Below are 13,745 nucleotides of genomic sequence, written 5' to 3'. Positions count from 1 at the left end.
GCCCGTGCGGCATCGCCACGCCCTTGGGCTTGCCGGTGGAACCGGAGGTATACAGCACGTAGGCCAGATCTTCGGGGCCCACGCCGGCCTCGTCGTCGGCCAGGTCGTGCGATGCCATCGACGTGGCAGCCGCATCGGCGTGCTGCATGTCGATGACGACCAGGTGTTCGGGAAGTTCGCCCAGCACGTCACGCGCCTCGCGCTCCATGCCCGGCATCGTCAGCAGCACGCGCGGCGCGCTGTCGGCCACCGTATAGGCCAGGCGGTCGGCGGGATACGTGGGATCCAGCGGCACGTAGGCACCGCCCGCCTTGAGTACGGCCAGCAGGCCGAGCACCACCTCGATGCCGCGATCGACGTAGATCGCCACGCGCTCATCCCGTCCCACGCCGTGGTGCTTCAGCATCCGGGCCAGCCGGTTGGCGCGCGCATTGAGCTCGGCGTAGGTCAGGCGCGCATCGCCCTGCACGAGGGCCACAGCGTCCGGGGTCTCCGCCACCCGCGCCTCGAACAGGCGATGTACACCGGCTACCCGGGGGAACGGGTGGGCCGTGTCGTTGCCGAACGCGAGCAGATCGCCTACCACGTCCGCAGGCACGATCGCGGCCTCCGACAGGAGCGTATCCGGCGCTGCGGCGAGCGATGCCAGCAGGCACGCCCAATACGACAGCCATTGCCGCAACTGCGCGTCCGTATAGCCACCGTCGTGGTCGTACAGCACCACGTCGCCGCCGATCAGCTGCAGCACCAGCGGACATGCCGGCGGGTCGGCCGCTTCGCGTACATACGCCGCCCACGGTGCCGCGTCGCTGGCGAAGGCGGCCGTTGCGTCCGGCGCCGGGGCGACTGACGCATCGAGGGCCGCCACAAGCCGGCCAGTCGCGCTGGCAAGCCGCTCGCCGTCCAACGCCAGCATCCATGCGAGCGTGGGCGTCGTCCGGTCTCGCGACCAGGCCAGCGACACGCACGCCATCGGCTCGACGGTCATCCGTGCGAGTAGCGTGGCCCACGCCACTACCGCGACTGCGTGCGTTTCCACGCCGATCTCGCTCGCGAGCTGCGCGAGTTCCGCCGGTTGCGGCATGCGCGCCGACGTGATGCCGGCATGCGGCGCGCTGCGCCAGGGCAAGGCCTGGCTCGCCGCCAGTGAGCGGCGAGGATCGTCGAGAGTGTCGCTGGCAGTGTCCACGTCGGTGCCCCATGGAGGCCGTCCGCGCCTCCCCCATTCCTCCAGAACGTATGGGAAGATAGATTCAGGTCACAACGTGAACGTTTTCATCCCCGCGCCATGGAAGTCGATTTCCATTCGTTGTACAGCGAACTGCGGGTGCAGCCCGACTGCAGCCTGGACGACTTCAAGCGCGCCTATCGGCGGCGCGTGGCCGAGTTGCATCCCGACCGGCACGGCGACCAGGCCGTGCGACCCGACATGCCAGGAATGTCGTTGCCCGACCTGACGTTGCGCTACAGCCAGGCGATGCAGTTCTTCCGCGCGCATGGCCGACTTCCCGGTAGCCCTCCGCCGCGGGTAAACGTGCGGACCACCCACCTGACGCGTCCTCCGCGCCCGCACGTCGCGCCGGCCACAGGCGAATCCCCGGGATTCGCCAATGTCTCGCAGCGCAGCTGGCTCGTCCTGCTGGTGCTGCTGGCGATCGCCGCCTACCTGGTGTTTTCTTCGCCGCCGGCGTCGGCCGCCCTTCGCTGACCGGCGCGCTCAGCGCGCGCCACGCCCGAACAGCACGACTTCGACGGTCTGCAGCAGGATCATCATGTCGAACACCAGGCCATGGTTCTTGACGTAGAAGAGATCGAACTTCAGCTTCTCTTCGGCGTCCTTCACGGACGCGCCGTACGGATAGCGCAGCTGCGCCCAACCGGTCAGGCCCGGCTTCACGCAATGGCGGACACGGTAGTAGCGAACTTCGTCGTTCAACATGTCGACGAACTGCGGGCGCTCGGGGCGCGGCCCGACGAAGCTCATGTCGCCGCGAAGCACGGCGAACAGCTGCGGCAGTTCGTCCAGGCGAGTCTTGCGGATGAAGCGGCCCACGCGCGTGGTGCGATCGTCGTCCTTGCTCGCCCACACCGCGACGCCGCCCTTTTCCGCATCCGTCCGCATGCTGCGGAACTTGGTCAGCTTGAAGTGGTTGCCACGCTCGCCGACGCGGATCTGGCTGTAGAGGATCGGGCCACCTGATTCGAGCCATACCGCCAGCGCGGTCAGCAGCATCAGCGGCCACGCGAGCAGCAACAGCGCGCCTGCCGCGAGCAGGTCGAAGAACCGCTTGCTGAGTCGCCTCGGCGTGGAGTAATCGAAGCCGCCGGAGAAAACCAGCCAGGACGGATCGACGATGTTCAGCTGCACCATGCCGGCTTCGCGTTCGAAGAAGGTCGACAGGTCGATGACGTTCACCCCGTGCTGCACGCACTGAAGCATGTCTTCCATCGGCAGGCCGCCGCGACGCTCGTCCGGTGCGATCACCAGCTCGTCGATCTGCAGGTCTTCCACCAGGTCCGCCAGCGTGCCCTCGGGCTTCACCAGCAGGTCATCCCGCACGACCACCGGCTGGCCGGCCACGGGCACGAACCCGACCACGATGAAACTGCGGCGGTCCGCCTTGCGCCGCATGCGGCTGTTGATGAGGTCGGCGTTGTTGCCGGCGCCCAGCACGAGCAGACGCTGCTTCAGCACATCCGTGCGGAACAGGCTCACGGACAGCATGCGCACCGCCACGATGCCTGCGGCCGACAGCGCCAGCGACAGCGCCAGAACGCCGCGGCCGATGTACGCCTGTGGCACCAAGTAATACAGCACGATCAGCGCGATGCCACCGAGCACGAACGACATCAGGAAGCGCAGGAAGAAGTCCATGCGGCTGTGGCGCATGTGCACCTGGTAGAGGCCGAACGCCGCCATGGCGCCGGTCAGGCTCAGCGCCACCAGCAAGGCGCGTGCCGGCGCATGTTCGACGAACTCCAGGTGGGTCTCCTGGTCATTCAGGAAGCGCAGCCAGGCCGAGCCCAGCACGGCCAGCACGATGATCACCACCTCCAGCAGCCACAGGAACCGGATGGCCCTGGACTTCTGGCTCGCATGCGTCGACTTCATTACGTCCCCCTGATGCCTGATCGCCGGGCCCGGAACTACCGCCTCGCGCGACGCCGCCGCGTGAGAAGGACCCGGCCCTGATGCCCCTCACTTTCGAAAAACGCAAAAAGTGAGAGATCCGGACACACGCCTGCCCGCCGCACGACGGCCCTAGCGGACTTCGTCCCTTCGCATCGGCCGCAGCCAGCCGGCGATACAGCCGGCACCCGGCGGCCGCGCCACGGCGCAGACGACATCAGGCCCCAGATCCAGCCGCTCGATCTCCACCGTTGCCGTGCCGTCCGGATGCAGCGCCACGACGCCTTCTACAGGCAGGGAGAACGTATCCATCTCGCGTTCCAGCCCGACGCCGGCCGCTTTCAGGAAGGCCTCCTTGCGAACCCAAAGATCGAGCAGCGCCGCCGCGCGATCGGCGTCGGGAACCTGCGCAATGCGTGCCGACTCGGCAGCGTGGCAGATGCGTCCGGCGATCTCCGGCATGACCTGCGCGCGACTCACCGGTTCGATGTCCACCCCGACGTCGCCGGACATGCTCACTGCAACGGCCACCACACCTTCGGCGTGGCTCAGACTTGTCTGTTCCAGCCTGCCCTCGAGCAGGGGTCGACCGCGGGCATCCCGCGCCAGCGGCACCTGCGCCGCCGGGACACCCAGGGCATGCGCCAGCACCAGGCGATGCAACGCGTAAGCCAGCGCAAGGTCTGTGCGATGCCGTGGCTGCCGCTGCCGCTCCGCACGCCCGCGCTCGCGCGGATCGATGATCGCCAGCGCCTGCGTCTCCCATGCGCGCCAGTCCTGCAGCGCGAAGGCGGCTATCAGTACGTGTCGTTCCAGCGCAGGCTTCAATGCGATGCCGTTCAGGCACTGCGGAAACACGGATGCCATCGCGTCCGCGGACGGGTAGCGATCCGGTGAAAGCCCCGGGGGATGCGCGGATACGAAAGACATGCCGATGTCGGAATCACTACGTGAGCGAACCATCTTCGTCACGTACGTCACGACACGAACAGGTCACGCGGATCGCGATGACGCACGATCAGCGAAACCCCGAAACGCAAAGAGCCAGCGGATGGCCGCTGGCTCTTTGCGTTCGTAATGGCGCGCCCGGAGAGATTCGAACTCCCGACCGCCTGGTTCGTAGCCAGGTACTCTATCCAGCTGAGCTACGGGCGCGTGAGGAGCGGAATTATGCGTGAAGCGTTTTCCGCTCGTCAATCTTTTTTCTACCACTTCTTTGCACGACGCCATCGTGCAAAGCACTACCGGAACACATCCTGCGAGCCTCGTTCGAGTGCCCGCTCTCGCCATCTTTCCGGCGCGTCACCCGACAAGCACGGGCAACCGCGGAACTGGCGGAGTGAGAGGGATTCGAACCCTCGATAAGGCTTTTGACCCTATACTCCCTTAGCAGGGGAGCCCCTTCAGCCGCTCGGGCATCACTCCGGTTTGACGCTCGTTGCAGCCAAGCTGCAGCGGCCGCATAGGATAGCGGCTCACCGCGCAGGCGGCAAACAAAATCAATCGGACGTGACGTTCTCCGACGCCGCATGCGAAGAGATTTCTTCGCCACGCTGGATGCGCTGGTAGATTTCTTCGCGGTGCACGGCCACATCCTTGGGCGCAGTGATGCCGATGCGCACCTGGTTGCCTTTGACGCCGAGCACGGTCACCGTTACCGAATCGCCGATCATCAGGGTTTCGCCGACACGGCGGGTCAAGATCAACATGTTTCTTCTCCGTAATCCGGCAAAGGATAGTGCCGGGGGCGCGTCGGCACCGTGAAATAGGGCCGCCGGCTTCCTGGTACATTCATGAACCTAAAGCATGTTAGCGGCCGGAGGCACGCGGCCGCAAGCGCCTTCTGGTCCAATAGAGGGGTCAACCGAGGCGCTGCCGGACCCATTCCGGAATGGCCTGAAGGGCTGTCGCAAGGGCGGGCCCGTCCTCACCACCACCCTGGGCGAGGTCCGGGCGACCACCGCCCTTGCCACCGATCTGACTGGCGATATGTGAGAGGAGTTCCCCCGCCTTGACCTTGCCGGTTGCGGCGCCGTTCACGCCCGCCACCAGGGCAGCCTTTCCGTCCGATGCGCCGGCCAGCACGATCACGGTATCCCCCAGTTGCTGCTTCAGGCGGTCGACCGCGTCCCGAAGGGCCTTGGCGTCGAAGCCTTCCAGGCGGGAGGCGAGGACACGGATTCCGCCAACGTCCACCGCGGCACTGCCCAGATCGGACGTGGCACTGGAGGCCGCCTTCGCCTTCAGGGATTCCAGCTCCCGCTCGAGCTTCTTCTGGCGGTCTGCGAGGGAGCGGATCTTTTCCACGATCTCGCCTGGACTGCCGCCCAGCAGGCCGGCCGCCTCGGACAAGCGACGCTCCTCGTCGGCCACGTAGTCCAGGGCGCCCTGCCCGGTCACGGCCTCGATGCGCCGGACCCCGGCGGACACACCGCTCTCGCCGATCAGCTTGAACAGGCCGATGTCGCCCGTGCGCCCCACATGCGTGCCGCCACAGAGTTCCGTGGAGTAATCGCCCATCTTCAGGACGCGGACGTTTTCGCCGTACTTCTCGCCGAACAGTGCCATGGCGCCGAAATCCAGCGCCTCCTGCATGCCCATGTTGTGCACTTCAGCCGCGTTGTTCGCGCGGATCTGCGCATTGACGCGACGCTCGACCTCGGCCAGTTCGGCCGGCGTCATCGGCTGGAAATGGGAGAAGTCGAAGCGCAGCCGGTCGGGCGCGACGAGCGAGCCCTTCTGCTGGACATGGGTGCCGAGCACCTCACGCAGCGCCGCATGCAACAGATGGGTGGCGGAGTGGTTCAGGATGGTATCCGCGCGGCGCGCGGCATCCACGGAAGCGACGACATGGTCACCCAGCTTCAACACGCCCTCGGCGACGCGGCCGGCATGGCCATGGAACTGGCCGGCGAACTTCAGCGTGTCCCCGACCTCGAACCGCACGCCCTGCTCGACCAGCACGCCCGTATCACCGACCTGGCCGCCGGATTCCGCGTAGAAGGGCGTGCGATCCAAGATGACGACCGCCTCGTCGCCCGCCGCCACGGATGGCACCGGACGCCCCTCCTTCAGCAGCGCGACGATCTGCAGGCCACCCGCATCGAGCTGGTCGTAGCCAAGGAACGCGGTCGGCGAGAGCTGGGCCACCAGGTCGGCAGGCAAGCCAGTGTTTGATGTGAACTTGCCGGCGGCACGCGCGGTCTCGCGCTGCTGCGCCATTGCAGCATCGAACCCGGCCATGTCGACCGTCAGCCCGCGTTCGCGGGCGATGTCGGCGGTCAGGTCGACCGGGAAGCCATAGGTGTCGTACAGCCGGAAGGCATCGACGCCGGGAATGACGCCATCGGCGACGCGCACAGCGACGTCGTCGAAAATGCGCATGCCGGAATCAAGTGTCTCGGCGAACCGCTCCTCCTCCGCCTTGAGTGCGCGCTCCACCAGGGCCCGGGCGGCAGGGAGTTCCGGATAGGCATCCCCCATCAGGTCGGAAAGCGTGTCGACCATCTTGTGGAAGAACGGCTGGCGCATGCCCAGCATCCAGCCGTGGCGCAGCGCGCGGCGGATGATACGGCGCAGCACGTAACCCCGGCCTTCGTTGGACGGCAGCACGCCGTCGACTATCAGGAAGCTGCAGGCGCGGATGTGGTCGGCGATGACGCGCAGCGACTTGTTTTCCAGGTCGGCCGTGCCGGTCAGCTCCGCCGCCTTGCGGATCAGGCCTTGGAACAGGTCAATCTCGTAATTCGTGTGGACGTGCTGGAGTACCGCCGCCAACCGCTCCAGCCCCATGCCCGTGTCCACGCACGGCGCCGGCAGCGGCACGAGCGTGCCATCGGGCTGGCGATCGAACTGCATGAAAACGTTGTTCCAGATCTCGATGTAGCGGTCGCCGTCCTCGTCCGGCGAACCCGGCGGACCGCCGGCGATATGCTCGCCGTGATCGTAGAAGATCTCCGTGCATGGGCCGCAGGGGCCGGTATCGGCCATCTGCCAGAAATTGTCCGATGCGTACGGCGCGCCCTTGTTGTCGCCGATGCGGACGATGCGCTCGGCCGGCAGGCCGATCATCTTGTTCCACAGGTCGTAGGACTCGTCGTCGGTGTGGTACACCGTGACCAGCAGCCGTTCCGGTGCCAGCCCCCACACCTCCGTCAGCAGTTCCCACGACCAGGCGATGGCTTCCTTCTTGAAATAGTCGCCGAAGGACCAGTTGCCAAGCATCTCGAAGAAGGTGTGGTGCCGGGCGGTGTAGCCGACCGAATCAAGGTCGTTGTGCTTGCCTCCCGCGCGCAGGCAGCGCTGCACGTCGGCCGCGCGCACGTAGCTGCGCTTCTCGGCGCCCAGAAACACGTCCTTGAACTGGACCATGCCTGAGTTTGTGAAGAGCAGCGTGGGATCGTTGCCGGGCACCAGCGAGGCGGAGGGCACGATGGTGTGGCCCTTGCCGGCGAAGAAATCGAGGAAATCCTGGCGGATCTGGCGGGTGCTGAGGGTCTTGGGAGTGGTCATCTGGCAGGCATTGGCTGGAAGGCGCCTCATTGCGACGCACCATCCACAACATGCGGACGCGGCCGGAGGAAGCAACCCAATGCGCTAGATTATCAGGCCGCCCCGCCCCAGTCCTCCGGCTCCATCTGGCTGGCAGCGCGCACCGCTGCGGCGTCGAAGCCGCGCCGGACCAGGAAATCCGCGATCTTTCGCGATTGCGCCGGATCGATCCGGCGGGCTGGACCGAAACGGCGGCGGACGAGGTCGCATGCCGTTTCGGTCCAGTCGCCATCGAAGGTGGCCATGGCCGCCGCAACCGCCTCGCGATCCAGCCCGTGGGTGGACAGCTCGGCCCGGATGCGCAGCGGACCATACCCCCCTGAGGCCCGACTGCGGACGAGGGCCTCGGCAAAGCGCGTGTCGCTCTGCCACCCTTCCTCCGACAACCGGTCCACGGCCGATCGCACATCGGCCGCTTCCACACCGCGGGATGCCAGCTTGCGGGACAGTTCCCGCCGGGAGTGCTCGCGCCGGGTCAGCAGGCCGAGGGCCCGCTGCAGTGGCGTCTGCAGGGACGACGGGCGACGCCCCCGCTTGCCGCCGCCGGCTGGCTCATCCTGTTCGCTCATCACCTGCCGCCTTGCGCTTACTCGCCGTCGTCGGCGCTCTCATCGCGCTGCGCCTCGGCGGGCTGGAACTTCTCGCGCAGCTCCGACTCGAGCTTGGCGGCGATGGCCGGATTCTCGCGCAGGAAGGTGCGGGAATTGTCCTTGCCCTGCCCGATGCGCTCGCTGCCGTAGCTGTACCAGGCGCCCGCCTTCTCGACCAGCTTGGCCTCGACACCCATGTCGATCAGTTCGCCCTCGCGACTGATGCCCTCGCCATACAGGATCTCGGTGACGACCTGCTTGAACGGAGGTGCCAGCTTGTTCTTGACCACCTTGATCTTGGTCTGGTTGCCGATGATCTCGTCGCCTTTCTTGATGGCGCCGATGCGACGGATGTCGAGGCGGACCGAGGCATAGAACTTCAGCGCGTTGCCACCGGTCGTGGTTTCCGGGCTCTGGCCGGGCATCATCACGCCGATCTTCATGCGCAACTGGTTGATGAAAATGACCGTGGTGTTGGAGCGCTTGATATTGCCGGTGAGCTTGCGCAGCGCCTGGCTCATGAGGCGTGCCTGCAGGCCGGGCAGCTGGTCGCCCATCTCGCCCTCGATTTCGGCCTTCGGAGTCAGGGCCGCGACGGAGTCGATGACCACGATGTCGATGGAGCCCGAGCGGACCAGCATGTCGGCGATCTCGAGCGCCTGTTCGCCGGTATCCGGCTGCGACAGCAGCAGATCGTCGACATTCACGCCCAGCTTGGCGGCGTAGATCGGGTCGAGCGCGTGCTCGGCATCGATGAAGGCCGCGGTGCCACCCTGTTTCTGGCACTGTGCGATCGCCTGCAGCGTCAGCGTGGTCTTGCCGGAGGACTCCGGACCATAGATTTCCACCACACGACCGCGCGGCAATCCGCCGATGCCCAAGGCGATGTCCAGCATCAGCGAACCCGTGGGAATGATCTCGACGGGCTCGATCACCCGGTCGCCCATGCGCATCACCGAACCCTTGCCGAACTGGCGCTCGATCTGGGTCAGGGCAGCGGAAAGGGCGCGCTTCTTGTTCTCGTCCATCGTCGTGGTCCTAGTCAATGTGGTCAGGTGCGATCAGTGTGGTGGGTGCCCATCGCACAGGCTGCGACGGAGCGGGCATGAGTGAAATTACGTCGGGGCACGGGTTGCGGACATCGGGGCATGTCGTGCCCGGGCATCGGGAAATGCCGTTCGCCGGCATCGGACATGCCCGTCACCGATTAGGCCTCACCAGCCCGCAATACAACCCTTCGATGGCGAAGTCCTGGTCGGGCAGCACTTCGATGGGGGCGTAGTCCGGATTGCGCGGGAGCAGGCGGATGCGGTCTTTTCCGATCTTCAGCAGCTTGACGGTGATGGCGTCGTCGACCCGCGCCACCACGATCTGGCCAGAACGGGCGTCCCGTGTGCGGTGAACGCCGATCAGGTCACCATCGAAGATACCTTCGTCGCGCATCGAATCTCCCTTGACCTTCAGCAGGTAGTCCGGGGCAGGCGCGAAGAAGGCGCGGTCCAGCAGCACATAGTCATGGTGGCCCGCGTCGGCCCCGATCGGAGCACCGGCAGCCACCTGCCCGAGCACGGGCACGCGGAGGCCGTCGTCGTTGGCGGCCGGGAACGCAAGGTCGGGCTGCGCCGATGCCGGCACCTTCAACAGGCGGATCCCGCGTGCCCGGCCGGGAACCCGCTCGATGGCGCCCGCCTGCTCAAGTGCCTCGAGGTGGTACTGCGCGGCGCGTACTCCCTTGAAACCGAAGGCCTTGGCGATTTCCGCCTGCGACGGTGGCATGCCTTCGGCTTCGAGCCGGTCGGCGATCAGGGCGAGGATGGCGTGCTGGGTATCGGTCAGGTCCATGGTTAGTAGTAATACTACTAACCCGGCCGTCTGGCAACCGGTCGCGCGGGAGGGATTCCGTCAGGACCCCGGCTACAGCCGCTCCAGGCCCGCAAGTGCGGTCGCCACCGTCTGCCGGCGTACCGCCTCACGGTCACCTGCGAACTGGAAGACCTCCGCCCGCGCGTAGCCCCCGCGCCGCTTCCAGCCTATCCACACCGTGCCGACCGGCTTGTCGGGGCTGCCACCCCCGGGACCGGCGATGCCGGTCACGGCGACGGCGACGCTGGCACCCGAGTTGACCAGCGCACCGGAGACCATTTCGATGACGGTTTCCCGGCTGACGGCGCCGTGTGTTTCAAGCGTCTGCGGCCGCACGCCCAGCAGGGCCTGCTTGGCTTCGTAGCTGTAGGCGGCCAGGCCGCAGTCGAACCAGTCCGACGAGCCCGCGATATCAGTCACGCACTTGGCGATCCAGCCACCCGTGCAACTTTCCGCCGTGACCAGGTGATCGCGGTCCTGCCGCAGGCGCTCGCCGACCTGATGGGCCAGGGCGCGCAGTTCTTCATCGGTGGGGGCTGACATCATCGGTTCCGACGGGGGACTGTCGTGTTGTAGCCGATTTGCCGCGCGCTGTCGCCCGTCGGGCACACAAGAAAACGGCCCGCCAGGGGGCGGGCCGCTCGCCACATCGTGCGAAGGGGATCAGTAGCGGACGCGGAAGGTCACGCCGTACATGCGGGGCGCACCGAGGAACGCGTTGAAGGTGTTGAAGGGATTGTTCGGGGCCGGCGAGACGTTCTGCAGCGGACCGTCGAAACCGACCTGCACGTATTCCTCGTCGGTGATGTTGGTGCCCCAGAACTCGAGCATCCAGCGCTGGTCCTGCGCGCCGATGCCGAAGCGCGCGTTGGCGACCGTGTACGCGCCCTGCATCTTCTCCGGGTCGAGGTCGGAACCGGTGTTGTACTCGGACACGTACTTGGCACCGATGTTGAAGCGCGCCATCAGGCTGCCCACGTCCCATTCATACGTCACCGATGCCGAACCGGACCACTTCGGAGCGAAGCTCATCTGCGCACCGGGCAGCTTGTACAGCGCGCCGGTCGGCGAAACGAAGTCGCCGCCGGGGATGTTGTCGCCGTAGGTGGTGTCGGCATACATCAGGCCACTCTGCAGCATCAGACCGCGTATCGACTTGGGCTGCCACATCAGTTCGGCATCCAGACCCTGCGAGGTGACTTCCGGGATCGAGCGCACCACGAAGCTCGTACCCAGGAAGCTGTTGAGCTGGAAGTCCTCGTACTTCTGATGGAACAGGGTGGCGTTCAACAACAGGTTGCCGTCGAGCCAGGTGGTCTTGGCGCCCAGCTCGTAGCTGTCGACGAACTCACCGCCGAAGGAGGTGTCCAGGACAGGCTGGATGCCGTTCGCACTGCCGCTGCTCAGGCCGTTCGACGACTGCACGCGGTCGAGGTTGAAGCCGCCGCCCTTGTAGCCGCGTGCGAACGAACCGTACGTCATCACGTTGTCGTTCCAGCGGTAGGCGGCCTTGAGCGTGCCGGACCACTCCTTCTCCTCGCGGCTCTGCACCGTGTCGCGCGACGGTGCGTTGTGCAGCGGATTGGCCCAGGGCAGGCAGCCGTATCCGACCACCGTGGGGGCGGCGGCGCTGGCCTGCGCCACCGTCAGGCCGCGCGCCACCAGGGCGGCGACGACCTGCGCGGGATTGGCCAGCATGGAACCGCAGCCCGCACCGCCGTTCGGATTGCTGTAATTCGAAACCAGCGTCTTCTTCTCGCGCGTGTAGCGCAGGCCCAGCGTCAGGTCGAGGGCATCGGTGGCATGCCACGTGTTGTTGGTGAACAGCGCCGTGCTCTTCGCGCTCTGCTGGTAAGTATCCAGCGCACCCAGGCCGGCGAACACCGTGCCGAACGGACGACCGGTAGCCTGCGAGAGGAACAGCGGCGCGGTCGGCGAGGTGCCCAGCGCAGGATTGATGATCGACAGCAGCGCGACCGACAGGTAGGGCTCGTAGTGCGGACCGATGCGATAGGTCTCTGTGCGATCCAGGTCTTCGTCCGTATAGAACGCGCCGACCATCCAGTCGATGCGATCGGTCGCGCCGGTCAGGCGGAATTCCTGGCTGAAGGTCTTGAAGCCGGTGAACGACTCGTCCTTGTCCGCCACGCGGTACAGGATGTCGGCCGTGCTGAAGTCATAGTCGAGGCCGTTGATCGCCTCCCATTCGCGCTGCGCGGTGATCGACGTCAGCGTGGCGCCGCCGAACCAGGACGAGTCCCAGTTCACTTCGACGGCAACACCATTCTCCTTGATGTCCTGGGTGGTCGGCCGGTTGCTGTAGGCCACGCGGTTGAACGGGTCGTCGCCCGGCGCGGCCACGGCCTGGCCGCCGACCAGCCGGTTGAGGATGGCAGCCGTCGCACCGACGGTCGTCTGTACCGCCGCGCAGCAGTTTTCCTCGCGGCTGGTGAAATCGCCGGACAGCATGATTTCCAGGTTCTCGGTCGGCTCCAGCAGTACCTTGCCGCGCACGGTATGGAAGTTCTGATCGTTGTCGTCGGTCTCGCGACGCGGGCCGGCGCCCGTGCGCACATCCATCCAGCCGTCGCGCTTGCGCTTGGCGGCGTAGATGTTGAACGCACCCACTTCGCCCAACGCGTCGTTGTACGCGCCCGACACGCCGATGGCGTTGTAGTTGCCGAGCGTGATCTCGCCTTCCGCGCTCTGCGTATAGCTGGGACGGCGTGTGACCACGTTGATGACGCCGGCGGAGGTGTTCTTGCCGAAGACGGTACCCTGCGGGCCCTTCAGCACTTCGATGCGCTCCAGCTGGCCGAGGTCGCCAAAGCCGACGCTGTTGCGGGGGCGGTACACGCCATCGATCACCACGCCCACCGACGATTCCAGGCCGACATTGTCGCCGACGGTACCGATGCCGCGGATACGCGCGGTGGTAATGGCCTCGCTCTGGGTGCTGGTCACGGTCAAGCCCGGCACCAGGACCTGGAGGTCCTTGATGTCGCGCACGCCAGTGTCCTGCAGCAATTGCTCGGACACCGCGGTGATCGCGATCGGCACGTCCTGCATGGCCTCCTCGCGCTTCTGCGCGGTGACCGTCATGGTCGCCAGCGTGGTGGGTTCCTCATCCGTTGCCGGCGCGGCGGCCTGCTGCGCATACGCATGCGAGCTGGCGCAGAGCGCGGTGAAGACGGCAAGCGAAAGCGCTTTGTGCCTGGGCGATGCGTTGACCATGTTCTCCCCTCCCAAGGGTCATGTCTGGCGGTTGGTGCTGTGGTGTACCTGATGTGGCGAGCGGCGATGCCGCTGACGACGAACGCAACTCCCCTTGCGTCAACGCGAAATTAACACCGGCTTCACAGCACGGCATTCTGCACTGCGTCGATACGCAGGCCATCACTTTGGCACGGATAACCCACTGATTTTCCGAACGATCGTGCGGAACTGGCGTTACGCGGGGCGTGCAGCATGCGTGGCTTCGAGCCATGTGCGTGCTCGACCCGCAGGGGCAGCGTACGGGTCAACGCGCGCACGGGCATGGGTGCCCAGCCGCTACAATCAACGCCCTTTTGCCTCCCCTTCCCCGCTGGCCACGTGAGCAAAGACAAGTC

The 13,745-nt window shown here is 66.2% G+C and carries 11 protein-coding genes and 2 tRNA genes; 1 reads left to right on the top strand and 12 read right to left on the bottom strand.

From position 1 onward, the window contains the following. Positions 1-1,189 (bottom strand): AMP-binding protein (locus tag CYU89_RS10170; protein ID WP_296280662.1); only part of this gene is annotated, 1,189 nt, incomplete at its 3' end. 99 nt (positions 1,190-1,288) lie between these two features. Between CYU89_RS10170 and CYU89_RS10165 the strand changes: the two genes are divergently transcribed. Continuing rightward, positions 1,289-1,708 carry a J domain-containing protein gene (locus CYU89_RS10165; RefSeq protein ID WP_296280659.1) on the top strand — a complete coding sequence of 140 codons (420 nt, stop codon included), beginning with the start codon at positions 1,289-1,291 and terminating at the stop codon, positions 1,706-1,708. A gap of 9 nt (positions 1,709-1,717) precedes the next feature. Here CYU89_RS10165 and CYU89_RS10160 read toward each other — a convergent pair whose 3' ends face one another. The 11 genes from CYU89_RS10160 to CYU89_RS10110 all read right to left on the bottom strand — a co-directional run bounded on the left by CYU89_RS10160 (position 1,718) and on the right by CYU89_RS10110 (position 13,368). Beyond that, on the bottom strand, positions 1,718-3,112 hold the full coding sequence (locus CYU89_RS10160) for a TIGR03013 family XrtA/PEP-CTERM system glycosyltransferase (RefSeq protein ID WP_296280657.1): 1,395 nt from the start codon (positions 3,110-3,112) through the stop codon (positions 1,718-1,720). Between the two features lie 150 nt (positions 3,113-3,262). Then, positions 3,263-4,060 (bottom strand): 4'-phosphopantetheinyl transferase superfamily protein, encoded by a 798-nt coding sequence (locus tag CYU89_RS10155; RefSeq protein ID WP_296280656.1) that lies wholly within the window; start codon positions 4,058-4,060, stop codon positions 3,263-3,265. Positions 4,061-4,208: 148 nt separating this feature from the next. Continuing rightward, positions 4,209-4,285: transfer RNA gene (locus tag CYU89_RS10150), tRNA-Arg, on the bottom strand. Between the two features lie 177 nt (positions 4,286-4,462). Further along, a tRNA-Ser gene (locus CYU89_RS10145) sits at positions 4,463-4,555 on the bottom strand. 74 nt (positions 4,556-4,629) lie between these two features. After that, on the bottom strand, positions 4,630-4,839 hold the full coding sequence (gene csrA / locus CYU89_RS10140) for a carbon storage regulator CsrA (RefSeq protein WP_296280654.1): 210 nt from the start codon (positions 4,837-4,839) through the stop codon (positions 4,630-4,632). Positions 4,840-4,990: 151 nt separating this feature from the next. After that, positions 4,991-7,642: an alanine--tRNA ligase gene (alaS, locus tag CYU89_RS10135; protein WP_296280652.1), complete on the bottom strand. Its 2,652-nt coding sequence runs from the start codon at positions 7,640-7,642 to the stop codon at positions 4,991-4,993. Positions 7,643-7,734: 92 nt separating this feature from the next. Next, complete coding sequence (gene recX / locus CYU89_RS10130) at positions 7,735-8,250, bottom strand: recombination regulator RecX (protein ID WP_296280651.1); 516 nt, start codon at positions 8,248-8,250, stop codon at positions 7,735-7,737. A gap of 17 nt (positions 8,251-8,267) precedes the next feature. Then, positions 8,268-9,299 carry a recombinase RecA gene (gene recA, locus CYU89_RS10125; protein WP_296280649.1) on the bottom strand — a complete coding sequence of 344 codons (1,032 nt, stop codon included), beginning with the start codon at positions 9,297-9,299 and terminating at the stop codon, positions 8,268-8,270. A 172-nt stretch (positions 9,300-9,471) separates the two neighbouring features. Continuing rightward, positions 9,472-10,113, bottom strand: coding sequence for a transcriptional repressor LexA (gene lexA / locus CYU89_RS10120; protein ID WP_296280647.1), 642 nt, complete (start codon positions 10,111-10,113; stop codon positions 9,472-9,474). 72 nt (positions 10,114-10,185) lie between these two features. Then, a complete protein-coding gene (locus CYU89_RS10115) occupies positions 10,186-10,677 on the bottom strand; it encodes a CinA family protein (RefSeq protein WP_296280645.1) in 492 nt (163 codons plus the stop codon). 120 nt (positions 10,678-10,797) lie between these two features. Next, a complete protein-coding gene (locus CYU89_RS10110) occupies positions 10,798-13,368 on the bottom strand; it encodes a TonB-dependent receptor (protein WP_296280644.1) in 2,571 nt (856 codons plus the stop codon). Positions 13,369-13,745: the final 377 nt, after the last annotated feature.

Source organism: Pseudoxanthomonas sp., from assembly GCF_002863005.1.
GTDB lineage: Bacteria > Pseudomonadota > Gammaproteobacteria > Xanthomonadales > Xanthomonadaceae > Pseudoxanthomonas_A.
The sequence above is the reverse complement of the archived record's forward strand: the minus strand, read 5'-3'. Positions and strand labels throughout refer to the sequence as shown.

What these genes read in the sequence shown, in the direction of transcription:
- CYU89_RS10165 (WP_296280659.1), top strand. Translation starts at nt 1,289, where the DNA reads ATGGAAGTCGATTTCCATTCGTTGTACAGCGAACTGCGGGTGCAGCCC.
- CYU89_RS10160 (WP_296280657.1), bottom strand. Translation starts at nt 3,112, where the DNA reads ATGAAGTCGACGCATGCGAGCCAGAAGTCCAGGGCCATCCGGTTCCTG.
- CYU89_RS10155 (WP_296280656.1), bottom strand. Translation starts at nt 4,060, where the DNA reads ATGTCTTTCGTATCCGCGCATCCCCCGGGGCTTTCACCGGATCGCTAC.
- csrA (WP_296280654.1), bottom strand. Translation starts at nt 4,839, where the DNA reads ATGTTGATCTTGACCCGCCGTGTCGGCGAAACCCTGATGATCGGCGAT.
- alaS (WP_296280652.1), bottom strand. Translation starts at nt 7,642, where the DNA reads ATGACCACTCCCAAGACCCTCAGCACCCGCCAGATCCGCCAGGATTTC.
- recX (WP_296280651.1), bottom strand. Translation starts at nt 8,250, where the DNA reads ATGAGCGAACAGGATGAGCCAGCCGGCGGCGGCAAGCGGGGGCGTCGC.
- recA (WP_296280649.1), bottom strand. Translation starts at nt 9,299, where the DNA reads ATGGACGAGAACAAGAAGCGCGCCCTTTCCGCTGCCCTGACCCAGATC.
- lexA (WP_296280647.1), bottom strand. Translation starts at nt 10,113, where the DNA reads ATGGACCTGACCGATACCCAGCACGCCATCCTCGCCCTGATCGCCGAC.
- CYU89_RS10115 (WP_296280645.1), bottom strand. Translation starts at nt 10,677, where the DNA reads ATGTCAGCCCCCACCGATGAAGAACTGCGCGCCCTGGCCCATCAGGTC.
- CYU89_RS10110 (WP_296280644.1), bottom strand. Translation starts at nt 13,368, where the DNA reads ATGGTCAACGCATCGCCCAGGCACAAAGCGCTTTCGCTTGCCGTCTTC.